Genomic DNA, 24121 nt, shown 5'->3' on the forward strand with positions numbered 1-24121 from the left:
CCGGCCCCGGCCGGCGGCGGCGGGCGGAGATGCCGACCCGCGCCCGTGCCCGCGACCCAGACGCAACCGACGGAGGTAGCCCGCACCGTGGCCCAGTTCATCTACGTCCTGGAAAAGGCGCGCAAGGCGCACGGCGACAAGGTCGTGCTCGACAACGTGACGCTGAACTTCCTGCCGGGGGCCAAGATCGGTGTGGTCGGCCCGAACGGCGCCGGCAAGTCCAGCCTCCTCAAGATCATGGCAGGCTGGGACCAGCCGAGCAACGGCGAGGCCCGGCTGATGCCCGGCTACACCGTCGGCATGCTGGCACAGGAGCCGCCGCTGAACGACGCCAAGACCGTCCTCGGCAACGTCGAGGAGGCGGTCGCCGAGACCAAGGCCAAGCTGGAGCGGTTCAACAAGATCGCCGAGCAGATGGCCACGGACTACTCCGACGAGCTGATGGAGGAGATGGGCCGGCTCCAGGAGGAGTTGGACAACGCCGACGCCTGGGACATCGACTCCAAGCTCGAGCTGGCGATGGACGCGCTGCGCTGCCCGCCGCCGGACGCCGACGTGACCAAGCTGTCCGGCGGTGAGCGCCGCCGGGTGGCGCTGTGCAAGCTGCTGCTGGAGGCGCCCGACCTTTTGCTGCTCGACGAGCCCACCAACCACCTGGACGCGGAGAGCGTGCAGTGGCTGGAGCAGCACCTGGCCAAGTACGCCGGCACGGTCATCGCGATCACCCACGACCGGTACTTCCTCGACAACGTGGCCGGCTGGATCCTGGAGCTGGACCGCGGCCGGGCCATCGGCTACGAGGGCAACTACTCCACCTACCTGGAGAAGAAGGCCGCCCGGATGGCCGTCGAGGGGCGCCGCGACGCCAAGATGAAGAAGCGCCTCGACGAGGAGCTGGAGTGGGTCCGCTCCAACGCCAAGGCCCGGCAGACCAAGTCCAAGGCCCGGCTCGACCGGTACGAGGAGATGGCCACCGCGGCGGAGCAGACCCGCAAGCTGGACTTCGAGGAGATCCAGATCCCGCCGGGCCCGCGGCTGGGCAGCACGGTCATCGAGGTCAACAACCTCACCAAGGCGTTCGGCGACCGGGTGCTGATCGACGGCCTCAGCTTCTCGCTGCCGCGCAACGGCATCGTCGGCGTGATCGGCCCCAACGGCGTCGGCAAGACCACCCTGTTCAAGACCATTGTCGGGCTGGAGGAGCCGACCACCGGCTCGGTCAAGGTCGGCGACACGGTCTCGCTGTCGTACGTCGACCAGAGCCGGGCGGGTCTGGCCGGCGACAAGACGGTCTGGGAGACGGTCTCCGACGGGCTGGACCACCTCCTGGTCGGCAAGGTCGAGATGCCGTCGCGGGCGTACATCGCCGCGTTCGGGTTCAAGGGGCCGGACCAGCAGAAGCCGACCAAGGTGCTGTCCGGTGGCGAGCGGAACCGGCTCAACCTGGCGCTGACCCTGAAGATCGGTGGCAACGTCATCCTGCTCGACGAGCCGACCAACGACCTGGACGTGGAGACCCTCGGCAGCCTGGAGAACGCGCTGCTGGAGTTCCCGGGCTGCGCCGTGGTCATCTCCCACGACCGGATGTTCCTGGACCGGGTCGCCACGCACATCCTGGCCTGGGAGGGCGACGACCAGAACCCGGCCAAGTGGTTCTGGTTCGAGGGCAACTTCGAGGCGTACGAGAAGAACAAGATCGACCGGCTCGGCGCCGAGGCTGCCCGTCCGCACCGGGTGACCTACCGCAAGCTCACCCGTGACTGACCGCTTCGTCTACCACTGCACGCTGCGCTGGTCCGACCTGGACGCGTACGGGCACGTCAACAACTCGCGCTTCCTCACCCTCTACGAGGAGGCGCGGGTGGCGTTGATGTTCGCCGGCGGCCGGGCGTGGGGGGTGGGCTCGTTCGCCGACGGGGTGGTCATCCGCCGGCACGAGGTCGACTACCTGCGCCCGGTCGACTACGCGCTGGGCCGGGCCACCGCGGAGGCGGCGCCGACGGTCCGCATCGAGCTCTGGGTGGAGGAGCTGCGGGCCGCCTCGTTCACCGTCGCCTACGAGCTGTACGACGGCGAGGTGCTGGCCAGCCGAGCCCGGTCCGTCCTCGTCCCGTTCGACCTGGCGGCACAGCGGCCCCGCCGGATCTCCCCGGAGGAGCGGGCCTTCCTGCTCGGGTACGCGCCGGGGGTGGCGGAGTGAGCGCGCGGAGCGGCTCCGCGCGCCCCGCGGCCGGGAGCCGAGGGGGCGGCGTGAGCGTGCGGCGCGGGCCGGTCCGGGGAACGCCGGGAACCGAGGAGCTTGGGTGACCGGCCCGACGGCGGGGCACGGGCTCGACGGGGTGGCCGACGCGGGCGCCTTCCTGGCCCGGCTGGTCCGGCTGGACCCGGCCACCCTGGTCCGGCTCCGGCCGGTGCCCGGCGTCGGCCGTACCGCCCTCTGGGCCCGGTTGCCGTGGGGCGTCCTGGTGGTCCGCACGGTCACCGGAACGGCCCCGGGTGACGTCACCGTCGCCGCCGGGGAGCTGCTGGCCGAGCTGTCGGCCGGGGGTGCCGCGCTGCCCCGGCGTCGCGACGACGGCTGGCGCTGGCCGCTGCCGCCGCCGGCCAGTCGGGCGGTGGAGTCCCTGCCCGCCGAGGACGTACGCCGGATCGCCGCCGCAGCGGCCGGGACACTGCGCGAGGCGGCCAGGCACGGCGTGGCGGGCCGCGCGGTGGGGCAGCGCGCGCTGCGGGACGCGCTGCTGGACCACGTCGCCGTGGTGGTGACTCCGGACGACGCGCCGGACGCCCCGGTGGAGGTGCCGCAGCGGTTGGTGCAGGGGCTGGTCCGGATGGGCTTCGTCGGCACCGGCGACATCCGGGTACGCGTCGCCGGCCGATGGGTCGGTCTGGTCGGACCGTACGGAGCGGCCTGGTCGCGGAAGGTGGCGGAACTGAGCCTTACGCCCACAATCACTCATCCGAACGGATGACCCCGGATCATCCTTCCGGTTTGGTGCGCCCGTTGGGGGGATGCCTCAGCCCGGCTGTACGGGTACCGTCCATGCTCGGATCCAACGCACCGTAGGCGGCTGGATCCGCTGGGGAGTGAGGTGCGCGAGCGATGCCGTGGTGGTCATGGCGCCCAGGTCCCGCCAGTGGCGGCGATCCGGAAACTCGAACCGGGATCACAGTGGAGGAAACCGTCCGGGTCGGACCGCCGACCCCCCGCCAGCCGGGGGACGACACCCCGGCCGCCGAGCGGCCCGTGATCGCGGACATGCCGGCAACCGTCGCCCCGGTCACCCTCCGCCGGGTCTGCGACGCGCTCGACCTGCTCGACGTGCGTTACCTGGCCGACGGCGACGGCAACCTGCTGGCCATGTGGGAGCGGCACGCGGTGCTGGTCACGCTGGAGGGGCCGGACGACGAGATCCTGGTGATGCGGGCCCGTCCACACGCGACGGTGCCGCCGGACTGGGCCGACCGCGCCTACCGCGTGGTTAACGAGTGGAACCACACTCGACGGTTCTGCAAGGCGTACATCGGCGACCCGACCGAGCGCGGCCAGCTCCCGATCTACGCGGAGCTCCAGGTCCCGCTCGGCGCCGGCACCCACGACGCGCTGCTGGTCGAGATGCTCGACTGTGGCGCCGCGGTGGCCACCACCTTCGTGGACTGGCTGCACGACGAGGGCGCCCTGCTCTGACCGGTCGGCCGGGGCCCCCGGGCCCCGGCGCCGCGCGATCCGCTGCCGTCAGGCCCCGGCGGCCGGGTCCTCCATCACGTTGACCATGAAGTACGCGGCCCGCTCCAGGTAGTCCCAGAGCGCGTCGGCGATCTCCGGCGGCAGGTCCAGCCGGTCCACGGCGCGCCGCATGTGGCGCAGCCAGGCGTCCCGCTCGGCCGCCCCGATCCGGAACGGCGCGTGCCGCATCCGCAGCCGCGGGTGGCCACGCTGCTCCGAGTAGGTGTGCGGGCCGCCCCAGTACTGCATGAGGAACAGGGTCAGCCGGTCGGCCGCCGGGCCGAGGTCCTCCTCCGGGTACATTGGCCGCAGCAGCGGGTCATCGGCCACACCCGCGTAGAACTCGTCCACCAGCTTGCGGAAGGTGGGTTCGCCGCCGACCGCCTCGAAGAGGGTCATCGACTCGCCTGGGGAATTCACCCTTCCATCCTGCCAGGTGCCGATTGCGCAACCGCCGTGCCCACCGGCCGGCGGGAGTCAGGTCACCCCACCGCGTGCCGGCGCCGGCCCCGCTCACCGGAGCGGTTGCCGATCACGCCGGACGCGCCCGTCATGGCCGGGGTGTGCGGGTCTGGGCCGGCGGCGTCCCGGGCGACCGAGTCGGCCTCGGCCGCCGCGACGGTCGCGGCCACCGTCTCCGGGCGCGGCCAGGTGAGCACCGCCAGGAGCATCAGCCCCACCCCGGCGGCGCTCCACACGCCCACCACCGTGGGGATGCTGAACCGTTCGGCGAGCGCCCCGGTGACCAGCACGGCTCCACCCTGGGTGATCTGCGTCCCACTGGCCATCACGCCGAACGCCCGGGCCCGGTAGCCATCGGGCAGGGCGCGGACGAACAGGCCGTTGGCCACCGGCAGCAGCCCGCCCACCGCGAAGCCGCAGCCGGCGGCGAGGAGCGCCACCAGGAGCGGCGGCGGGTCGAGCAGGGCGGGAACGAGCGCCGCCGGGGCGAGGATCGCCAGCGGGCGGATCAACGCCACCCGGCGGCCCGGGGCGACGAGCCGGCTGATCAGCAGCCCGCCGAGGATGTAGCCGACCGGGTTGGCCGCCATGATCACCGCCTGGGCGGTGCCAGCGTCCATCGCGCCGTCGGTCCGGTCGGCGGCCCATGGGGCGGCCAGCCCCTCCGGCACGATCGAGAAGACCACCGCGCTGAACACCACCACGGCGATGGCCCGCAGGACCTGCTGACCGAAGACGATGCGGAAGCCCTCACCGGTCTCCCGCAGCAGGTGGCTGCGGTGCGCGGCGGTCATCGCGGGCGGCCGGTCCCGGAGGCCGAACCGGCACAGGGCGGCCGACAGGCCGAAGGTGGCCGCGTTGATCAGCAGGGCGACGTTGGGGTCGATCGCGGCGATCGCCGCGCCGAGCAGGTAGCCGACGACCTGGGCGGCCTGGGCGGTGCTCGCGGTGACCGACAGGCCCAGCACCAGCCGGTCGCCAGTGAGGATGTGCGGCGTCAGCGCGGACCGGGCGGCCTGGCTCGGCGGGTTGGCCAGGGTGGCGGCGAAGATCAGGGCGAGGATCGCCCAGGGGGGCATCACCGGCACGGCCACCAGTGCCATCAACGCCATCCGGATGACGTCACAGATCACCATGACCTGCCGGTACCGGTGCCGTTCGGCCAGCGCGGAGAGCAGTGGACCGCCGATCAGCCAGGGCAGGTAGCTGGCCGCGAACGCGGCGGCGGAGAGCGCCACCGAGTCGGTCTCCCGGTAGACCAGGACCGTGACGGCGGCTTTGGCCAGGTAGTCGCCGACCCAGGAGAGGGTGCTGGCGGTGAAGAGGGCGCGGAACTCCGACTGGCTGAACACGTCGCGGAAGGTGGCCGAGCCCTCCTGGGCGGGTCGCTCGTCGGACACCGTCGCCTCCATCGTCCCCGGGCCGACCACTCGTGGTGGGACCGACCGGGAACCGTCGTCAGGTTTACGGATCAGCGAGGACACGAGCACGCTCCGACCGGAGCGTGCTTACCGGATTCTGCCCGATCGTCTGACAACTGGCTAGGGTGAACGGATTGATCGTCGCATCTCCGACTGAACGATCGGACGATACCCGAGGGGCCGCTCGGCGCGCGACCCCCGCCAACCGCCGGCCCCGCAAGGGCCGGGTGGCGGCCGATCTCAGGTCGCGCCGCCGGTGCCCGTCTCCCCGGGAGTCGGGACGTTGGGCGGCAGGCCCGGGTAGAGCCGGGCCGCCGCGATCCGGGCGGTGATGCCGGAGTTCTCCAGCGCCTCGGCCAGCCGGCGGCGCAGCTCGCGGCCGACGGCGAACTGCCCGTCGGCGGTCGTCTTGACCACCGTGCGGATCACCGCCCCGTCCACCGTCATCTGTTCGACGCCGAGCACCTCCGGCGCCTCGACGATCTGGGATGCCAGCTCCGGGTCCATCGCCACCGACGCGGCCGCCGTACGCAGCACCGCGCTGGCCTCCTCGGTGCCGGCGAAGCCGATCGGCAGGTCCACCACCACCAGGGCCCACCCCTGGCTCTTGTTGCCGACCCGGACGATCTCGCCGTTCCGGATGTACCAGAGCACGCCCCGGCCGTCCCGGACCGTGGTGACCCGCAGGCCCACCGCCTCCACCACGCCGGTCGCCTCGCCGAGGTCGACGGTGTCGCCGACGCCGTACTGGTCCTCGATCAGCATGAACAGGCCGGCGATCAGGTCCTTGACCAGGCTCTGCGCGCCGAAGCCGAGGGCGACGCCGGCGATGCCGGCGCTGGCCAGCAGCGGGGCCAGGTCGAAGCTGAACTCCTTCAGCACCATCAGCAGCGCGATACCGAAGATGAAGGCGGTGACCATGCTGCGCAGCACCGAGCCGATCGCCTCGGCGCGCTGCCGCCGCCGCTCCGGCACGAAGTCCTCCGGGTTCGCCCCGGCGCTGGGGATCCGCTCGCGCAGCGGCTTGAGCAGGGTGGGCACCGCGGTCTCGCTGGTCGTCCGGACGAGCCGGTTGATCGCCCGGTGCAACGCCCAGCGGGCGACGAAGGCCAGCAGCAGGATCAGGATGATCCGCAGCGGCTTCAGCACGATCCAGTAGCTGCCCTCGGCGAACCAGACTGAGCCGGTCAGCTCCAGTACCTGCTTGCACAGGGGGTCGGTCCGGCAGTCGACGGACGGACTCGGGCCGGGGTCGGGCGCGGCGGCCAGAACGCGGAGCATCAGGTCGGCGGTACTCACCCTGCTTTCGTACCGCACGGCTCCTGGGCGCCCGCTGCTGACCCACCAGGACGGGGGCCCGGTCACGACCTCCCGGTGAACCGGTCATCGTGGCACAGCCACGAAAGGTTCATGAGGGTACCCCGGATTAGTACGTGCAATCGCGGGTCCGATCAGGGACGATGGGCGCAGCGGACGTCGGTGATCCGGCCGGCGTCGGTGCGGCTCCCCGCTGCCTGCGGGGCACCCCCCGGCGCAAACAGCGGCAGGAGCGGCTGGACCGGGAGGGTGAGCACGATGCCTGACATACGACCCACGGCGGGCTCCGGTGCACTCGTTCTCAACGCCACCTACGAGCCGCTGTGTGTCGTGTCGGTGCGTCGCGCCGCGATCCTCGTGCTCTCCGCCAAGGCCGTCTGCGTCGCGGACGGCGACGGCGTCCTGCACAGCGCCCGCAACGCGCTCCCGGTCCCCTCGGTGGTCCGGCTGACCCGCTACGTCCGGGTGCCCTACCGCACCCATGTCGGGCTCTCCCGCCGGGCCATCTTCGCCCGGGACGGCTGGCGGTGCGCCTACTGCCGCGGCCCGGCCGAGACCATCGACCACGTCTTCCCGCGCAGCCGGGGCGGCCGGCACGCCTGGGAGAACGTGGTCGCCGCCTGCGCCCGGTGCAACCACACCAAAGGGGACAAGACGCCGGCGGAGCTGGGCTGGCGGTTGCACAGCCTGCCGGCGGCCCCGAAAGGGACGGCCTGGCGGGTTCTCGGGCACCGGGCGCCGGACCCGCGCTGGGCGGACTGGCTGGACCTGCGCGAGCCCGAGCCCGAGGCCGCCTGAGCCCGCTCACCGCCCGCCCTGAGCCCGGGCTCACGGGCCACGCGCCTCGACCAGTGACGCGTAGACCACCAGGTTGTCGGCGTATCCGGTCGCGCCGCCCACCCATCGGCCGCCGCAGGTGATCAGGCGTAGGTTCGGCTGGCTGAAGTCGCCAAAGATCTCGTTCACCGGCAACCGCTCCTTGCCGTACCGCTGCACGGAGGTGACCGCGAAGACGGCCACCGAGTGGTCCTCCCGGGTCACCTCGACCCGGTCGCCGTCGTCCAGTTTCTTGAGATCGTGGAAGACGGCGGGGCCGGTGGTGGTGTCGACGTGCCCGACGATCACCGCCGGGCCGTTCTGCCCCGGGGTCGGTCCCTGGTCGTACCAGCCGGCCTCGCCGGCCCGCTCCAGCGCGGGTACGGCGATGCTGCCGTCGGCGGCGATGCCGACCCGGTGCACCGGGGCACGCAGGCCGAGCTTGCCGATCGCGATGTCGGTCGGCGGGCTCGCCGCCAGCACCGGGAACTTCTTCGGCGGCGGCCGTATCCCGGCGAAGAGCCGGTCCGGCAGCACGGTGACACCGGTCACTCGCTCCACGCCGAGCATCGCGATGATCAGCACCATCAGCGTGCCGATCACCAGCACCGGGGCGCCGGGGCCGCGCCGCGCCGCGTACCGCCAGCGGGCGGCGGTCCGGGTGGGCCGGACCGGCGCGGTGCGGGCGCGCGGGTCGGCGGTGGCGACGCTGGCCGTGGCGGCCTGGCCGGCGGTGCGGGCGAACCGACGGGTCGCCCGGGTCACCAGCCGGAGCGAGGTCCGCAGCCTGCGGCCGGCCGTGCCGGGCCGGGTCCTGTGGGCGTCCCGGTTCGCCTGCGGCCGGACGTTCCGCACGTGGCCCACGCCCCGGGCGGGCCGGCCGCGGCCGCCGCCGATCCGCCGGGTGCGGCCGTCGCCCTGGATGCGCGGGCTGCCGTCGAGGCGGGCCGGCCGGCCGCCGATCCGCCGGGTGCGGCCGTCGCCGTGGATGCGGGTGCCGCGGCGACCGGGGGCCGGCGGCATGCGGCCGTCCCGACGGGCGGCCCGGCCGTCGCCCTGGATCCGCAGGCCGCGGCCCCTGCCGTCGATCCGCGTGGGGCGTCCGCCGGGGCCGGCCGGCACGGGCGCGCCGGTCAGGGCGGCGACACCGCCGGCTCCATCCCGCGTCGCCGGGGTGCGGCCGTCGCCGCGGATCCGCGGGCTACGACCGTCGTCCCGGGCGTCCGGCTGCCGGCCGGGTCGGGTCCGTGGGCCTGCCATGGCCGCACCTCGTCAGAAGCGCGACCCGGTCCTGCGGCGGGCGCCGACGCCGGCCACCACCGCCACCGCGACCAGTCCGCCGACCAGCAGCAGCGAGCCGGCGCCCCGGCCGCCCGCCGTGCCGCCCCCGCCGGTGGCCGGGCCCTTGCTGGGCTGGGCCATGTTCAGCACGGTCAGCACGGTCTGTGCGGTGTTCCCGTTGGAGCAGCGCAGGTCGACCGGGAAGTCACCGGCCTGCTTGTTGGCCGGGATGGTCACCGCCCCGGTGAGGAAGCCGTTGTCCGGTCGGAGCATCACCCGCCCGAAGGCGTCCGAGTTCACCTCGGCCTGCCGGTTGTTCGCGTTGTCGCAACTGGCCCGGATGTTCACCCGGGTGCCGGCCTGCGCGGGATTCGGCGTGACCTCGACGAAGACGTTCTCCCCGGCGCGGGCCGGCGTGGCGGTGATCAGGATGAACGCCCCGACCAGGGCGAGCACGCCCAGTACGGCGGACAGGGCGCGGTGTGACACGAGCCCTCGCATGGTTCCCCCCTCCCGGTGCGGCGCACCGGAATCCTGCTGACGGGCAGTGCCGGCTGCTTTCCCGCTGGCGCCGCGGCAAACCGGTGCGGGACCGCCGACCGGGGGATCACGCTCAGCGGCGGCGACCGGCCGACGATGATCCGGTGCGGGGCAGCGGGGTGACCGGGTGCCAGTCCAGCGGGGTGGAGAGCACCATCGTGCTGGACGGCTGGCCGTACGGGGCGAGCCGGTCGATGACCCGCTCGAACTCGTCGATCGAGCCCGCCGCGACCTTGAGCATGCTGCACGCGTCCCCGGTGATCCGGTGGATCTCCATGATCTCCGGCCAGCCCGCCACGTCCGGGTCGTTGAGGATGCACCGGGACCCGTAGCAGGACATCCGGATCAGGGCGACCACGGTACGGCCCGCCCGGGTCAGGTCCACGTGCGCGTGGTAGCCGGTGATCACCCCGGACTCCTCCAGCCGGCGGACCCGTTCGGCCACCGCCGGCGGCGACAGGTGCACCCGGCGGGACAACTCGCTGAACGAGAGCCGGGCGTCGGCCTGGAGCTCGCGCAGCAGGGCCCAGTCCATGTCGTCCACTGCGTGACCTTTCCTTCGTGAACCCGGGAGCCGTGCGGCCTTCAACACGACAGGTCAAACCACCGTACCGCCGTTGAACAGGCATTCCATTCGCGGATCCAGGAGCGGGATCATGTCGTCTACCCCGCGTACCGAGGGAGATGACGGTGGAACAGACGACGGCGGTTCGTCCGGCCACCCCGCAGCAGCGGGCGGCCCGGGCGGCGCGTAACGGTGGCGAGCCGACGCTGGAGTTCGCCGACCGGGTGCCCTACGACGCCTACGTGCGGGCGAGCACGCTGCACCGGTTGCAGGAGCCGCTCAGCGACGATCCGGGCGAGATGTCCTTCCTGATGGTCAGCCAGATCATGGAGCTGTACTTCGGGCTGACCTGCCACGAGCTGCGGCACGCCCAGCGGGAGCTGCGGGCCAACCGGATCTGGGAGGCGCTGCCCCCGCTGCGCCGCGCCGCCCTGCACCTGGAAGGGCTCAACGCCGCCTGGCAGGGGCTGCGCTGGATGACCCCGGCCGACTTCAACCGCTTCCGCGACCGGCTCGGCGAGGGCTCCGGCTTCCAGTCCGCCATGTACCGGCAGCTGGAGTTCCTGCTCGGCCTGCGCGACCCGGCCCTGATCCGCCCGTTCCGCCGGCAGACCGAGGTGCACGCGGAGCTGACCGCCGCCCTCGCCACGCCGAGCCTCTGGGACGACGTGATCGCCCTGCTCGCCCGGCGCGGCTTCGACCTCCCCGGCGAACTGCTCGACCGGGACGTGGCGACCGAGCACGACCCGCACCCCACGGTCGAGGCGGCCTGGGTGCGCATCTACGCCGACGGCGGCCCGGACAACCACCTGCGCCTGCTGGGTGAGGCGCTGACCGAGGTGGCCGAGCGGTTCGGCGACTGGCGCTGGCAGCACATCAAGGCGGTGCAGCGGACCATGGGCGCCAAGGTCGGCAGCGGCGGCTCGGCCGGGCTGGCCTGGTTGCAGCGCAGCATGGCCCGGGTGGTGTTCCCCGAGCTGTGGTCGGCCCGGACCGCGATGTGACCGGAGAGAAGGACATGCCCACCCCCGAAGAAGAAGCCCGCCGGCTCGACGCCGCCGACCCGGGCCACCGGCACCTGTTCCACGTGCCCCCCGCCGAGGGCGGGCGGTACCCCGAGGTGGCGTACCTGGCCGGCAACTCGCTGGGCCTGCAACCCCGGGCCACCCGGGACGAACTCCTCGCCGACCTGGACGCCTGGCGCCGGCTGGGCGTGGAGGGGCACCTGGAGGCGAAGCGGCCCTGGCTGCCGTACCACGAGCTGCTGACCGCGCCGGCCGCGCGCCTGGTCGGCGCGCTCCCGGCGGAGACCGTGGTGATGAACTCCCTCACGGTCAACCTGCACCTGCTGATGGTGAGCTTCTACCGGCCGGCCGGCGAGCGGACCCGGATCGTCATCGAGGACAGCGCCTTCCCGTCGGACAGCTACGCGGTGCGCAGCCAGGCCCGGTTCCACGGCCTGGACCCGGACGCCACCGTGGTCCGGTTGGCGCCGCGCCCGGGCGAGGACACCCTGCGCACCCAGGACGTCCTCGACTTCCTGGCCGCCGAGGGGCACACCGTGGCGTTGCTGCTGCTCGGCGGGGTCAACTACCTGACCGGCGAGCTGATGGACGTCCCGGCGATCACCTCTGCCGGGCGGGCCGCCGGTGCGGTGGTCGGCTGGGACCTGGCGCACGCGGTCGGCAACGTCCCGCTGGCGCTGCACGACTGGGACGTCGACTTCGCCGCCTGGTGCTCGTACAAGTACCTCAACTCGGGGCCGGGCGCGCTGGCCGGTGTCTTCGTTCACGAACGACACCTGGGCGACCCCGGCCTGCCCCGGTTCGAGGGCTGGTGGAGCACCGAGGCCGCCACCCGGTTCGAGATGACCCCGGTCTCCCGGCCGCCGGCCACCGTCGAGGCGTGGCAGATCTCCAACCCGCCGATCTTCGCGATGGGCCCGGTGCGTACCTCGCTGGAACTCTTCGACTCGGTCGGCATGCCGGCGCTGCGGGAGCGCAGCCTCCGGCTCACCGGCTACCTGGAGCGGCTGCTGGACGAGGTGACCGTCGGCCGGCCGCTGACCGTGGTCACCCCCCGCGACCCGGCCCGCCGGGGCTGCCAACTCTCCGTGCGGATCGGGGTGAGCGCGAGGAGAGAGCCGGGTTTGCGAGCCCCGCAGTCGCGAACGGAAGGGAGCAGGGTGAGCGCGAGGAGTGAGCCGGGTTTGCGAGCCCCGCAGTCGCGAACGGAAGGAAGCCGGGTGGGCAGTGCGAACGAGCTGACCAAGCGGCTGCGGCACGAGCACGGCGTGATCGCCGACGCGCGGGAGCCGGACATCGTCCGGTTCGCCCCGGTGCCGCTCTACTCGACGTACCACGACTGCTGGCGGGTCGCCGACGCGCTGGCCGCGACCGTGGAGGCCACCGCATGAGTAGGGAACGCGACGAGATCGCCGTCGTCGGGGCGGGGCTGGCCGGCTGCCTGCTGGCCTGCTACCTGGCCCGGCGCGGCTACCCGGTGGCCCTCTACGAGCGGCGGCCGGACCCGCGCAGCGGGCAGGTCGAGCGGGGCCGCTCGATCAACCTGGCGCTGTCCGAGCGCGGCCTTGACGCATTGCGCCGGATCGGGCTGGAGCGGCAGGTGATGGCGGACGCGCTGCCGATGCGTGGCCGGATGATCCACCCCGTCGAGGGGGAGCCGCAGTTCCAGTCGTACAGCGGCTCCGGCGACCGGGCGATCAACTCGATCAGCCGGGGCGCGCTGAACAACGCCCTGCTCACCGCCGCCGCCGCGCGGCCCGGTGTGCGGGTCGCGTTCGACCACCGGCTGGTCGGGCTCGACCCGACGACCGGGGAAATGACCTTCGAGACCCCGCAGGGCAAGGTCACCGCCACCGCGTCGGTCATCCTCGGCGCCGACGGCGCCGGCTCCGCCGTGCGCGGGCAGCTCCTCGGGTACGGCGCGCTGACCGAGAGCCTGGACTTCCTCGACTACGGCTACAAGGAACTCAGCATCCCGCCGATCGGCGGCGAGTTCGCCCTGGATCCGGGCGCCCTGCACATCTGGCCGCGGGGCACCTCGATGATGATCGCCCTGCCCAACCCGGACCGCTCCTTCACCTGCACCCTGTTCTGGCCCACCCACGGCACCGCGAGCTTCGCCTCGCTGGGCAGCCCGGCCGCCATCGAGCGGTACTTCCACACCCACTACCCGGACCTGATCCCGCTCGCCCCGAACCTGGTGGACGACTACCAGCACAACCCGGTCGGGGTGCTGGGCACGGTCCGCTGCACCCCGTGGCAGGTGGACGGCAGGGTGGGCCTGCTCGGCGACGCGGCGCACGCCATCGTGCCGTTCTACGGCCAGGGCGCGAACTGCGCGTTCGAGGATGTGGTCGAGCTGGACCGCTGCCTGGACGAGTGCGGCGACCAGTGGTCCGTGGCGCTGCCGCTGTTCGAGCAGCGGCGGCAGGCCAACGCCGAGGCGATCGCCCGGATGGCGCTGGCCAACTTCGTGGAGATGCGGGACAAGGTCGCCTCGCCGGTGTTCCAGACCCGCAAGCGGATCGAGCACGCCCTGGAGCGGGCGCTGCCCGGCCGGTACGTGTCGCAGTACGAGCTGGTCTCCTTCTCCACCACCCCGTACGCCGAGGTGCGCCGCCGGGTGCGCCGGCAGTACCAGGTGCTCGGTGCGGTCGCGGTCGGCGCGGTGGCGGCGCTGGCCGGCGCGGCGATGGTGCTCGGGCGAGGGAGGCGGCGATGAGGCTCTGGGATCCGCGGCTGATGGCCGGGCACGCGCCGGACGGCCCGGGCCTGCTGCGCAACTTCGTCGGTGGCGAGTTCGTCGCCGCCGGGCGGCGGTTCACCAAGCGCAGCCCGGTGACCGGCGAGCCGGTCTTCGAGGTGGTCGAGGCCGACTCGTCCACGGTGGACGACGCGGTGGCGGCGGCCCGGGCGGCGCTGCGTGGCCCGTGGGGCCGGATGGGCGAGCGGGAGCGCGCCGAGGTGCTGCGGCGGATCGCCGACGAGTTGGAACGCCGCTTCGACGATCTGGTCGCCGCCGAGGTGGCCGACACCGGCAAGGCCATCTCCCAGGCCCGTACGCTGGACATCCCGCGCGGCGCGGCCAACTTCCGGGCGTTCGCCGAGATCGTGGCGACCGCGCCGACTGAGTCGTTCACCACGGTCACCCCGGCCGGCGGCCGGGCGCTCAACTACGCGGTCCGCAAGCCGGTCGGTGTGGTCGCGGTGATCGTGCCGTGGAACCTGCCGCTGCTGCTGCTCACCTGGAAGGTCGCCCCGGCCCTGGCCTGCGGCAACGCTGTGGTGGTCAAGCCCAGCGAGGAGACCCCGGCGTCGGCCACCCTGCTCGCCGAGGTGATGGCCGCGGCGGGCGTACCGGAGGGCGTGTTCAACCTGGTGCACGGCTTCGGCCCCGACTCGGCCGGGGAGTTCCTCACCCGGCACCCGGGCGTGGACGCGATCACCTTCACCGGGGAGTCCGCCACCGGCAGCGCCATCATGCGGGCCGCCGCGGACGGGGTGAAGGCGGTCAGCTTCGAGTTGGGCGGCAAGAACGCCGGCCTGGTCTTCGCCGACGCCGACCTGGACGCGGCGGTCGCCGGGTCGGTCCGGTCCAGTTTCACCAACGGCGGCCAGGTGTGCCTCTGCACCGAGCGGATCTACGTGCAGCGGCCGGTCTTCGAGGAGTTCACCGCGCGGCTCGCCAAGCGCGCCGACGAACTGGCGTACGGCTGGCCGGCCGACGAGGCGACGGCGAACATGCCGCTGATCTCGCACGGCCACCGCGACAAGGTGCTCGGCCACTACGACCTGGCCCGGGCCGAAGGCGCCGAGGTGTGCGCCGGGGGCGGGGTGCCGCGCTTCGGCGACGCTCGGGACGGCGGCGCGTACGTGCAGCCGACCGTGCTGACCGGGCTCGGGCCGGACGCCCGCACCAACCGGGAGGAGATCTTCGGCCCGGTCGTCCACGTCGCACCCTTCGACGACGAGGACGAGGCGTACGCCCTGGCCAACGGCACCGACTACGGCCTGGCGGCGACGGTCTGGACCCGCGACGTGGGCCGGGCGCACCGGGCCGGGTCCCGGCTGGACGCCGGCATCGTCTGGGTGAACACCTGGTTCCTGCGCGACCTGCGCACCCCGTTCGGCGGGGTGAAGGCCTCCGGCGTCGGCCGGGAGGGCGGGGTGCACTCGCTCGACTTCTACTCTGAGCTCACCAACGTCTGTGTGGACCTCACATGAGCGCACGTTCCGGGCAGAATGCACGGGGTCGTCAGCGAGCGCAGCGAGGAGCGGGGATGACCACCGTCGACATCGAGGCCGCCAACCGGGAACTGGCCGTCGCCCGGCAGGACGAGAAGCCGTGCCCGCCCCTGCGGGGCCGGCTGCTGCCGGAGGGCGACATCGAGTCGGCCTACCAGGTGCAGCAGGTGTACACCCGGCAGCGGCTCGGCAAGGGCCACCGCCGGGTGGGGGCGAAGATCGGGCTGACCTCGCGGGCGGTGCAGGAGAGCTTCGGCGTGTTCCAGCCCGACTTCGGGGTGCTCTTCGACGATATGGCGGTCGGTGACGGCGTCGAGGTGCCGATGGGCCGGCTGCTCCAGCCCCGGGTGGAGGCGGAGATCGCCTTCGTGCTGGGCGCGGACCTGCCCGACGAGCGGGTCACCACCGTCGACCTGATCCGGGCCGTGGACCACGTGCTGCCGGCCATCGAGATCGTCGACTCGCGGATCGCCGGGTGGGACATCTCCATCGTGGACACCGTGGCGGACAACGCCTCCAGCGGGCTCTTCGTGCTCGGCACCGCGCCCCGCCGGCTCGCCGATGTGGACCTGCGCCTGTGCGGCATGGTGCTGGAGCAGGCCGGTGAGCCGGTCTCGGTGGGGGCGGGGGCGGCCTGCCTCGGCAACCCGCTGCACGCGCTGGAGTGGCTGGCCGGCACGATGGCCCGCGCCGGCGATCCGCTGCGCGCCGGGGACGTGGTGCTCTCCGGGGCGCTCGGCCCGATGGTGCCGGTCACCCCCGGGGCGGCGTACGAGGCGCGGATCTCCGGGCTCGGCTCGGTGCGGACCTGTTTCTCCAAGGAGGCGTCGTGAGCGCGAGGAGTGAGCTTGCGAGCCCCGCAGTCGTGAACGAAGAGGGCTCGGCGATGACAGTTGGAGTGGCGGTGCTGGGGTCGGGCAACATCGGCACCGACCTGATGATCAAGGTGCTGCGGCTGAGTGACCGCCTGCGCATGGTGGCGATGGCCGGCATCGACCCGGCGTCGGACGGCCTGGCCCGGGCCCGGCGGCTGGGCGTGGCGACCACCGCCGAGGGCGTGGACGGGCTCGTGGCGCTGCCCGAGTTCGCCGACGTCGAGCTGGTCTTCGACGCCACCTCGGCCGGCGCGCACCGCCGCCACGACGCGGTGCTGCGGGCGCACGGCCGGACCGTGGTCGACCTGACTCCGGCCGCCATCGGCCCGTACGTGGTGCCGCCGGTCAACCTCGACGAGCACCTGCATGAGGCGAACGTCAACATGGTCACCTGCGGTGGGCAGGCGACCGTGCCGATCGTCGCCGCCGTCGGCCGGGTCACCCCGGTGGCGTACGGGGAGATCGTCGCTTCGATCGCCTCGAAGTCGGCGGGGCCGGGCACCCGGGCCAACATCGACGAGTTCACCGAGACCACCGCTCGGGCCATCGAGGTGGTCGGCGGCGCCGAGCGCGGCAAGGCGATCATCGTGCTGAACCCGGCCGATCCGCCGCTGCTGATGCGCGACACCGTCTACTGCCTCTGCTCGGACGTCGACGCCGACCGGTCCGCCATCGCCGCCTCGGTGGCCGAGATGGTGGCCGCCGTGCAGGAGTACGTTCCGGGCTACCGGCTCAAGCAGGACGTGCAGTTCGACCGGGTCGACACCTACGTGCCGTCGCTGGGGCGGCAGCTGGCCGGGCTGCAGGTCTCCGTCTTCCTGGAGGTCTCCGGCGCCGGGCATTACCTGCCCGCGTACGCCGGCAACCTGGACATCATGACCTCGGCCGCGCTGCGCACCGCGGAGCGGCTGGTGGCTCTGCGCTCGGCCGGGCACGGCCCCGCGCCGGCGCGGCACGCGGAGGTGACCGTCCGATGACTGATCTCTACATCCAGGACGTGACGCTGCGGGACGGCATGCACGCCATCGCGCACCGGTACACCGTGGACCAGGTGCGGACCATCGCCGCCGCGCTGGACGCCGCCGGGGTGGCCGCCATCGAGGTGGCCCACGGCGACGGCCTGGCCGGGTCCAGCGTCAACTACGGCCACGGCGCGGCCAGCGACGCCGACTGGATCTCCGCCGCCGCCGAGGTGCTGACCGGCGCGAAGCTCACCACGCTGCTGCTGCCCGGGATCGGCACCATCGCCGACCTGAAGGCCGCGAAGGCGCTCGGGGTGACCAGCGTCCGGATCGCCACCCACTGCACCGAGGCGGACATCTCCGCCCAGCACATCTCCTGGGCCCGGGAGAACGGCATGGACGTCGCCGGGTTCCTGATGATGTCGCACATGAACGACCCGGCCGGGCTGGCCGCCCAGGCCAAGCTGATGGAGTCCTACGGGGCGCACTGTGTCTACGTGACCGACTCCGGCGGCCGGCTGCTGATGTCCGACGTGGCCGAGCGGATCGACGCGTACCGGCAGGTGCTCGAGCCGGAGACGCAGATCGGCATCCACGCCCACCACAACCTGTCGCTCGGGGTGGCGAACAGTGTGGTCGCGGTCGAGCACGGCCGGATCCTCGGGGACGGGCCACTCGGTTCCCCGTCCGGGCGGACTGTCCGGGTGGACGCCTCACTGGCGGGCATGGGCGCGGGCGCGGGGAACGCTCCGCTGGAGGTCTTCGTCGCGGTCGCCGAGCTGCACGGCTGGAAGCACGGCTGCGACGTGTTCGCGCTGATGGACGCGGCCGACGACGTGGTCCGCCCGCTCCAGGACCGGCCGGTCCAGGTGGACCGGGAGACCCTCTCCCTGGGGTACGCGGGCGTCTACTCCAGCTTCCTCCGGCACGCCGAACGCGCCTCCGCGAAGTACGGGGTGGACGTCCGCTCGATCCTGGTCGAGCTGGGCCGGCGGCGGATGGTCGGCGGCCAGGAGGACATGATCGTGGACGTGGCGCTGGACCTCGCGGGCAAGGAGAACTCATGATCGGGCCGGACATCGCGGGGATAGCCGAGAAGCTGGGCGCGGCCGCCGACAGGGCCACCGCCATCCCGCAGCTCGCGGCCGAGACCGGCCTCGACGTCGACACCGCGTACGCGGTGCAGACCGCGCTGCTCCAGCGGCGCCTCGACCGGGGCGAGCGGCTGGTCGGGCTGAAGATGGGGTTGACCAGCAAGGCGAAGATGGCCCAGGTCGGCGTGGACGAGGTGATCTGGGGCCGGCTCACCGACATGATGCGGGTCCCCGACGGCGGGACCGTCGACGTGGCCGCCTTCATCCACCCCCGGGTTGAGCCGGAGGTGGCGTTCCTGCTGGACCGCCTGCCCGAACCCGGCGAGCCGGTCGGCGCGTTCACCGACGCGGTGCGCGCGGTCGCCCCGGCCATCGAGCTGATCGACTCCCGGTACGCCAACTTCACCTTCTCCCTGCCGGACGTCATCGCCGACAACACCTCGGCCGCCGCGTTCGTCGTCGGGCCCTGGTCGCCGGTGCCGGAGGGGCTGGACAACCTCGGCGTGCTGCTGGAAATCGACGGCCGGGTGGCGCAGGTCGGCTCGACCGCGGCGATCCTCGGCGACCCGCGCCGGGCCCTGGACGAGGGGCTCCGGCTGGCCGGCCGGCAGGGCGTGCGGCTGCGCGAGGGCTGGCTCTTCCTGGCCGGCGCCGCGACGGCCGCGGTGCCACTGCGCCCGGGCGCCCACGTCCGTGCCGTGGTCGAGAAGCTCGGTACCGCCTCCTTGCGGGCGTCGTCATGATCGGCGTGGAGGCTGCCGGGCAGCCCGGCCGGCTCCGGGCGGTCAGGCTTGATCCCTCCGCCGGCCGGGCTGCCCGGCACCCCGTCGGGGCCGGCGTCCGCGGGTCGGTGCCGACAGGTGGTCTGTCGTGAGTGGCGAGGCGCGGGTGGTGGCCGGGAAGGCCGTGCCACGGGGCGCGTTCCCGCACGTCAAGGTGGCGGGCGGGTTCGTGTTCGTCTCGGGTACGTCGTCCCGGCGGCCGGACAACACCTTCGCGGGCGTGTCGGTGGACGAGTTCGGCACGACCAACCTGGACATCCGGGTGCAGACGCGGGCCGTGATCGAGAACATCCGGGATCTGCTGCGGTCGGTCGGCGCCGACCTGTCCGACCTGGTCCAGGTCACCAGCTACCTGGCCAACATGAATGATTTCGGTGGATACAACCAGGTGTGGGCGGAGTTCTTCGACGCCACCGGGCCGACCCGGACCACGGTGGCGGTGCACCAGCTGCCGCATCCGCACCTGCTGATCGAGATGCAGGCCGTGGCCCTACTTCCGTCGGGAGGTCAGTCGTGAGTGAGATCGCCGAGCCGTTCAGCTTCCAGGGCTGGATCGGGGAGAACCAGCACCTGCTCAAGCCGCCGGTGGGCAACAAGGAGATGCTGCCGGGCAGCGATGACTTTATCGTCATGGTGGTGGGCGGCCCCAACCAGCGGACCGACTTCCACGTCGACCCGTACGAGGAGTTCTTCTATCAGGTCAAGGGCAACATGCACGTCAACCTGATGCTCCCCGAGGGCCCGCGTACGGTGCACGTCCGCGAGGGTCAGATGTGGATGCTGCCGCGCAACACCCCGCACTCGCCGCAGCGGCCCGAGGCCGGCTCGATCGGCATGGTGATCGAGCGGGTCCGCGAGGAGGGCACGCTGGAGAAGTTCCAGTGGTACTGCCCCGAATGCAGCCACAAGGTGCACGAGGTGGAACTCCAGGTCCGCGACATCGCGGCCGACCTGCCCCCGGTCTTCTCGGCGTTCTACGCCGACGAGAAGGCCCGTACCTGCACCAACTGCGGCGCGCTGCACCCGGGCAAGGGCTGATGCCGGGACGTGTCGTGGACGTGCACACGCACGTCGTACCCAAGGGGTGGCCGGACCTCGCCGCGGCGTGCGGCGGGTCCGGTTGGCCCTGGCTGCGGGTGGACTCCGAGCGCGCCGCCATGATCATGGTCGGCGAGACGGAGTTCCGGCCGGTCGGCGCGGAGTGCTGGGACGCGGCGACCCGGCTGGCCGACATGGCCGCCGACGGCGTCGACGTGCAGGTGGTCTCGCCCACCCCGGTCTTCTTCAGCTACGACCGCCCGGCCGAGCAGGCCGTCCGGGTGGCCCGGATCTTCAACGACCTCACCTTGGCGGTGACCGCTGCCGGGGGCGACCGGCTGGTGCCGTTCTGCCAGGTGCCGTTGCAGGACCCGGACCTGGCCTGTGCGGAGTTGGACCGCTGCCTGGCGGCCGGTCACGTCGGCGTGGAGATCGGCAACCACGTGGGCGACCGCGACCTCGACGACGCCGGCATCGTGCAGTTCCTGACCCACTGCGCGCAGGTGGGCGCCCCGGTCTTCGTGCACCCCTGGGACATGCCGGGCGGCCCGCGGCTGGACCGCTGGATGGCCCGCTGGCTGACCGGGATGCCGGCCGAGACGCACCTCTCGGTGCTGGCGCTCATCCTCGGCGGGGTCTTCGACCGGGTGCCGGAGACGCTGCGGATCTGCTTCGCGCACGGCGGCGGCAGCTTCCCGTTCTGGCTGGGCCGCGCCGACAACGCCTGGCACCGCCGGGGCGACCTGGTACGCGGCGCCTCCACCGCCCCGCCGAGCTCCTACGTCGACCGGTTCTGCGTCGACTCGGTGGTCTTCGACCCGGCCGCGCTGCGGCTGCTGGTCGACACCATGGGGGAGGACCGGGTGCTGGTGGGCAGCGACTACCCGTATCCGCTGGGGGAGCGGCCGGTCGGTCAGGTGGTCCGGAAGGCAGACTTCCTCACCGCCGACCAGCGCGACAAGCTCTTCTCCCGCAACGCCCTGCGCTTCCTGCACGGCTGACGGCGGCCGGGCCTCGGCTGCGACACCACCCGGCGTCTCAACACATCCCGATGCCGGCCGTGGCGCGCAGGCACGCGGCGGGTGATGAGTGCGAGGGGCGTGGCCACCAGGCAGGATGTCGGTATGGCCGAGCCGCACGAGCTGACCGCGCTGGAGCAGGCCGCCGCGATCCGCCGGGGTGAGCTGTCCAGCGTGGAGCTGGTCGAGCACCACCTGCACCGGGTCGAGGCGCTCGGTGACACCGTGGGCGCGTTCGTCACCGTCACCCCCGAGCGGGCCCGGGAGGCGGCCCGGGCCGCCGACGCGGTGCCGGTGGACCGGCGCGGGCCGCTGCACGGCGTACCGACCGCGATCAAGGACCTCACGCTGACCGCCGGGGTACGGACCACCTTCGGTTCGGCCGCCTTCGCCGACCTCGTGCCGCCGGTCGACGCCGACGTGGTTCGGTTCATGACCGCCGCCGGGCTGGTCAGCCTCGGTAAGACCACCACCTCCGAGCTGGGCTGCTCGCTCTACTCGGAAGGGTTGGTGGCGCCACCGGCGCGGAACCCGTGGCGCCTCGCGTACACCGCGGGCGGGTCCAGTGGCGGCGCGGCGGCCGCGGTGGCGGCCGGGCTGGTGCCGGTGGCCCAGGGGTCCGACGGCGGCGGCTCGCTGCGCATCCCGGCGTCGCTCTGCGGTCTGGTCGGATACAAGCCGAGCCGGGGCTTGGTCTCCGGCGGCCCGCTCGGGTTCGGCGGGTTCGGGCTGCCGGTGAACGGCCCGCTCGGACGGACCGTCCCCGACGTGGCCGCGCTGCTCGACGTCATGGGCCAACCGGTGCCCGGCGAGCCGTACCTGCCGCCGGCCGCGCCCGCCGGCGGTTACCTGCGCGTCGCCCGCGACGCGGCGCCCGGGCGGCTGCGGATCGGCCGCTTCACCACGCCGATGCTCGCCGACGAGCCCGTCCACCCCGACTGCGTGGCCGCCGTCGACCGGGCCGCCGCGCTGCTCACCGCGGCCGGCCACGAGGTGGTCGAGGTGCCCGCACCGCTCGGCCCGGCGGCGTGGCCGCTCTTCGAGACCCTCTGGTACGTGCTTGCGCTCTCCCCGGTGCCGCCGGAGCGGGAGAGCGAGCTGCTGCCGCTGACCCGGTTCCTCCGCTCCCGGGGCGCGGCCGTCGGCGCCGGTCCGCTGCTGGCCGCGCTCGGCGAACTGCAGGCCCAGGTACGCCTCGGCGTCCGCCGGACCGCCGGCTGCGACCTGCTGCTCTGCCCGACCCTGGCGGCGCCGCAGGCGCCGGTGGGCGCGTTCGCCGCCCTCGATCCGGCCGAGGATTTCGACCGGCAGCGCCGATTTTCGCCGTACTGCGCCATCTTCAACGTGACCGGCGATCCGTCCGTTTCCCTGCCGCTCGGCCGGACCGGTGACGGCCTGCCGGTCGGGGTGCTGCTCACCGGCCGGTACGGCGCGGACGCCACATTGATCGGCACGGCCGCGCAGTTGGAGCACGGCTGTGGCGGGTGGGATCAGCACCCCGCAATCTGGCGGGCGGTCGGCTCCGCTAACGTGAACATCACAAGCGGGGTCGGGGACCCGTCGTAATGATCGTCCACCCGACCCGGAAATTCCTGGTCTCTCTTTCCGCCTGGGGGCGTTGGGATTGTCTGTTACCGAGACGTTGCTGGTCTTCGCTGGCATCCCGGCGGCCGCGGTGCTGGTGATCGCCGGACTGGCGTTCGTCGGTGGCCGTGGCGGCGGTGGCGGCGCCAAGCGCTACCGGCCGGGCCGGCCCTTCGACTTCACTCCGGTCTGGTTCCTGGGCCGTCCGGAGCAGCTGGCCGACTCGGCCGGCACGGCACTGGCCGCCGGGGCGCAGGCGCCGGCGCTGAGCAGCCGCAAGCAGGAACTGGCCGGCCGCGAGGCGCCGGCCGCGGGTACCGGAGGCGCAAGTGACCGTTGGTGAGATGTCGGCCGCGACCGGGACGGGCAACCCGCCCCAGGTGCTGGACGGGCCCTTCTCGACCCGTCAGCTGCTCCGCATCGACGAGGCGCTCCGCCTGGCCGACCAGGGCACCGGGCTGGTCTTCTCGGTCTATGTGGGCCACCTGGACGAGCCGATCCGGGAGCACGCCGAGCGGCTGCACCGGCAGCTCGCCGAGCCGGACAAGTCGGTGCTGATCGCCGTGTCGCCCAACCAGCGGCAGCTGGAGATCGTCACCGGCCGGTACGCCCGCAAGCGCATCCCGGACACGTACGCCAAGCTGGCCGCGCTCTCCATGGTGGCGTCCTTCGGCGGCGGCGACCTGGCCGGCGGCATCATCCAGGGCCTCGACCAGCTCGCCAGCCACGCCGGCAAGGGCTGAGCCTTCCCCTTACGACGAAGCCCGGCCCGCGAGTCTGCGGGCCGGGCTTTTCGTCGGGCTGTCAACGGGGCCAGACGGACGGGTCGAGCCGCATCGGCCACGGCTCGGTCACCTCGATTGGGTCGTCCGGCCCGACCGTGCCCACCAGGTTGTAGTGGACGCCCTTGACGAGCGTGTACCGGTAGACGATCGGTCCGAAGTCGCCGCGCTCCACGCGCCAGTAGGCCGGGATGCCCGCCTCCGCGTAGGGCGCGGGCTTGGTCAACCGGTCTTGCCGTCGGCTGTTCGGCGACTCGACCTCGACGACGAGTGCCACGTCCTCAGCCTGCGTCCACATGCCGTCCGGGGGGGGGCTCGGCCTCAGCACCGTGATGTCCGGTATCAGGTTGGCCCCCGGTGCTCGCAGCCCGGCCTCCCGGATGACCCACCAGCCGGTCGGTGCCGCCGCCTGAATCGCTGACCGGATCTCGTCCGCCAGCAACTGGTGTCCGTATCCGGGCGGTGGGGTGACGTGCAGGCTTCCGTCGATGATCTCGTAGCGGTTCCCGTCTTCTGGCAGGTCGAAGAGGTCCTGCTCCCGCCAGCCACGCTCGGGTGGGCGCCACTCGTAGGTCGGTTGTGCCAT

General features: G+C 73.0%; 27 protein-coding genes. 20 read left to right on the forward strand and 7 right to left on the reverse strand.

Annotated elements, in window-relative coordinates; genetic code table 11:
• Positions 1 to 87 precede the first annotated feature (87 nt).
• The 4 genes from ettA to ABZ783_RS21500 all read left to right on the forward strand — a co-directional run bounded on the left by ettA (position 88) and on the right by ABZ783_RS21500 (position 3688).
• A complete protein-coding gene (gene ettA, locus ABZ783_RS21485) occupies positions 88 to 1764 on the forward strand; it encodes an energy-dependent translational throttle protein EttA (RefSeq protein ID WP_357440965.1) in 1677 nt (558 codons plus the stop codon).
• The gene (locus ABZ783_RS21490) at positions 1757 to 2200 is read left to right on the forward strand and encodes a thioesterase family protein (protein ID WP_357440968.1); all 444 of its coding nucleotides are present in this window, start codon (positions 1757 to 1759) and stop codon (positions 2198 to 2200) included. Before ettA ends, ABZ783_RS21490 begins: the two co-directional genes overlap by 8 nt.
• 103 nt (positions 2201 to 2303) lie before the next feature.
• Positions 2304 to 2972, forward strand: a complete 669-nt coding sequence (locus tag ABZ783_RS21495) for a hypothetical protein (RefSeq protein WP_357440971.1) — start codon at positions 2304 to 2306, stop codon at positions 2970 to 2972.
• 131 nt (positions 2973 to 3103) lie between these two features.
• Complete coding sequence (locus ABZ783_RS21500; protein WP_357440974.1) at positions 3104 to 3688, forward strand: YbjN domain-containing protein; 585 nt, start codon at positions 3104 to 3106, stop codon at positions 3686 to 3688.
• Positions 3689 to 3736: 48 nt separating this feature from the next.
• Here ABZ783_RS21500 and ABZ783_RS21505 read toward each other — a convergent pair whose 3' ends face one another.
• The 3 genes from ABZ783_RS21505 to ABZ783_RS21515 form a co-directional block, all read right to left on the reverse strand.
• A complete protein-coding gene (locus tag ABZ783_RS21505) occupies positions 3737 to 4126 on the reverse strand; it encodes a globin (RefSeq protein ID WP_357441106.1) in 390 nt (129 codons plus the stop codon).
• 83 nt (positions 4127 to 4209) lie between these two features.
• Positions 4210 to 5601 carry an MFS transporter gene (locus ABZ783_RS21510; protein WP_357441109.1) on the reverse strand — a complete coding sequence of 464 codons (1392 nt, stop codon included), beginning with the start codon at positions 5599 to 5601 and terminating at the stop codon, positions 4210 to 4212.
• Between the two features lie 249 nt (positions 5602 to 5850).
• Positions 5851 to 6891, reverse strand: a complete 1041-nt coding sequence (locus ABZ783_RS21515) for a mechanosensitive ion channel family protein (RefSeq protein WP_357441112.1) — start codon at positions 6889 to 6891, stop codon at positions 5851 to 5853.
• A 179-nt stretch (positions 6892 to 7070) separates the two neighbouring features.
• Between ABZ783_RS21515 and ABZ783_RS21520 the strand changes: the two genes are divergently transcribed.
• Positions 7071 to 7193, forward strand: coding sequence for a hypothetical protein (locus ABZ783_RS21520; protein WP_274534575.1), 123 nt, complete (start codon positions 7071 to 7073; stop codon positions 7191 to 7193).
• Positions 7186 to 7725, forward strand: coding sequence for an HNH endonuclease (locus ABZ783_RS21525; protein ID WP_073836615.1), 540 nt, complete (start codon positions 7186 to 7188; stop codon positions 7723 to 7725). The genes ABZ783_RS21520 and ABZ783_RS21525 overlap by 8 nt, the downstream gene beginning before the upstream one ends.
• Before the next feature lie 30 nt (positions 7726 to 7755).
• Here the strand turns inward: ABZ783_RS21525 and ABZ783_RS21530 are convergent, their stop codons facing one another.
• The 3 genes from ABZ783_RS21530 to ABZ783_RS21540 all read right to left on the reverse strand — a co-directional run bounded on the left by ABZ783_RS21530 (position 7756) and on the right by ABZ783_RS21540 (position 10108).
• Positions 7756 to 8529, reverse strand: a complete 774-nt coding sequence (locus ABZ783_RS21530; protein ID WP_357441115.1) for a class F sortase — start codon at positions 8527 to 8529, stop codon at positions 7756 to 7758.
• A gap of 486 nt (positions 8530 to 9015) precedes the next feature.
• Positions 9016 to 9525 (reverse strand): hypothetical protein, encoded by a 510-nt coding sequence (locus tag ABZ783_RS21535; protein WP_357440978.1) that lies wholly within the window; start codon positions 9523 to 9525, stop codon positions 9016 to 9018.
• A 112-nt stretch (positions 9526 to 9637) separates the two neighbouring features.
• Entirely contained in the window at positions 9638 to 10108 is a 471-nt protein-coding gene (locus ABZ783_RS21540; RefSeq protein WP_357440982.1) for an Lrp/AsnC family transcriptional regulator, read from the reverse strand.
• 140 nt (positions 10109 to 10248) lie between these two features.
• Here ABZ783_RS21540 and ABZ783_RS21545 point away from each other — a divergent pair, with 140 nt between their 5' ends.
• The 14 genes from ABZ783_RS21545 (at position 10249) to ABZ783_RS21610 (ending at position 23496) form a co-directional block, all read left to right on the forward strand.
• Positions 10249 to 11133: a tryptophan 2,3-dioxygenase family protein gene (locus ABZ783_RS21545; protein WP_357440985.1), complete on the forward strand. Its 885-nt coding sequence runs from the start codon at positions 10249 to 10251 to the stop codon at positions 11131 to 11133.
• Positions 11134 to 11147: 14 nt separating this feature from the next.
• Positions 11148 to 12545, forward strand: coding sequence for a kynureninase (gene kynU, locus ABZ783_RS21550; protein ID WP_357440988.1), 1398 nt, complete (start codon positions 11148 to 11150; stop codon positions 12543 to 12545).
• Entirely contained in the window at positions 12542 to 13876 is a 1335-nt protein-coding gene (locus tag ABZ783_RS21555) for an NAD(P)/FAD-dependent oxidoreductase (RefSeq protein WP_357440991.1), read from the forward strand. The genes kynU and ABZ783_RS21555 overlap by 4 nt, the downstream gene beginning before the upstream one ends.
• A 20-nt stretch (positions 13877 to 13896) precedes the next feature.
• Positions 13897 to 15378 carry a 2-hydroxymuconic semialdehyde dehydrogenase gene (locus ABZ783_RS21560; RefSeq protein ID WP_357441118.1) on the forward strand — a complete coding sequence of 494 codons (1482 nt, stop codon included), beginning with the start codon at positions 13897 to 13899 and terminating at the stop codon, positions 15376 to 15378.
• Between the two features lie 56 nt (positions 15379 to 15434).
• Complete coding sequence (locus ABZ783_RS21565; RefSeq protein WP_357440994.1) at positions 15435 to 16232, forward strand: fumarylacetoacetate hydrolase family protein; 798 nt, start codon at positions 15435 to 15437, stop codon at positions 16230 to 16232.
• A 53-nt stretch (positions 16233 to 16285) separates the two neighbouring features.
• Positions 16286 to 17251, forward strand: a complete 966-nt coding sequence (locus ABZ783_RS21570; protein ID WP_357440996.1) for an acetaldehyde dehydrogenase (acetylating) — start codon at positions 16286 to 16288, stop codon at positions 17249 to 17251.
• Positions 17248 to 18303 carry a 4-hydroxy-2-oxovalerate aldolase gene (dmpG, locus tag ABZ783_RS21575; RefSeq protein ID WP_073836608.1) on the forward strand — a complete coding sequence of 352 codons (1056 nt, stop codon included), beginning with the start codon at positions 17248 to 17250 and terminating at the stop codon, positions 18301 to 18303. The genes ABZ783_RS21570 and dmpG overlap by 4 nt, the downstream gene beginning before the upstream one ends.
• On the forward strand, positions 18300 to 19073 hold the full coding sequence (locus ABZ783_RS21580) for a fumarylacetoacetate hydrolase family protein (RefSeq protein WP_357441001.1): 774 nt from the start codon (positions 18300 to 18302) through the stop codon (positions 19071 to 19073). Before dmpG ends, ABZ783_RS21580 begins: the two co-directional genes overlap by 4 nt.
• A gap of 127 nt (positions 19074 to 19200) precedes the next feature.
• A complete protein-coding gene (locus ABZ783_RS21585; RefSeq protein WP_357441004.1) occupies positions 19201 to 19629 on the forward strand; it encodes a RidA family protein in 429 nt (142 codons plus the stop codon).
• Positions 19626 to 20150, forward strand: a complete 525-nt coding sequence (locus ABZ783_RS21590) for a 3-hydroxyanthranilate 3,4-dioxygenase (RefSeq protein WP_357441007.1) — start codon at positions 19626 to 19628, stop codon at positions 20148 to 20150. The genes ABZ783_RS21585 and ABZ783_RS21590 overlap by 4 nt, the downstream gene beginning before the upstream one ends.
• Positions 20150 to 21151: an amidohydrolase family protein gene (locus ABZ783_RS21595; protein ID WP_357441010.1), complete on the forward strand. Its 1002-nt coding sequence runs from the start codon at positions 20150 to 20152 to the stop codon at positions 21149 to 21151. The genes ABZ783_RS21590 and ABZ783_RS21595 overlap by 1 nt, the downstream gene beginning before the upstream one ends.
• Before the next feature lie 123 nt (positions 21152 to 21274).
• The gene (locus tag ABZ783_RS21600) at positions 21275 to 22735 is read left to right on the forward strand and encodes an amidase (protein ID WP_357441012.1); all 1461 of its coding nucleotides are present in this window, start codon (positions 21275 to 21277) and stop codon (positions 22733 to 22735) included.
• Positions 22736 to 22811: 76 nt separating this feature from the next.
• Positions 22812 to 23096, forward strand: coding sequence for a hypothetical protein (locus tag ABZ783_RS21605; RefSeq protein WP_073836601.1), 285 nt, complete (start codon positions 22812 to 22814; stop codon positions 23094 to 23096).
• Positions 23083 to 23496, forward strand: coding sequence for a DUF5130 family protein (locus tag ABZ783_RS21610; protein WP_357441014.1), 414 nt, complete (start codon positions 23083 to 23085; stop codon positions 23494 to 23496). The genes ABZ783_RS21605 and ABZ783_RS21610 overlap by 14 nt, the downstream gene beginning before the upstream one ends.
• A 61-nt stretch (positions 23497 to 23557) precedes the next feature.
• Here ABZ783_RS21610 and ABZ783_RS21615 read toward each other — a convergent pair whose 3' ends face one another.
• Positions 23558 to 24121, reverse strand: coding sequence for a Uma2 family endonuclease (locus ABZ783_RS21615; RefSeq protein ID WP_357441017.1), 564 nt, complete (start codon positions 24119 to 24121; stop codon positions 23558 to 23560).

This window comes from Micromonospora sp. NPDC047738 (assembly GCF_040642675.1).
In the GTDB taxonomy this organism is placed as follows: Bacteria; Actinomycetota; Actinomycetes; order Mycobacteriales; family Micromonosporaceae; genus Micromonospora.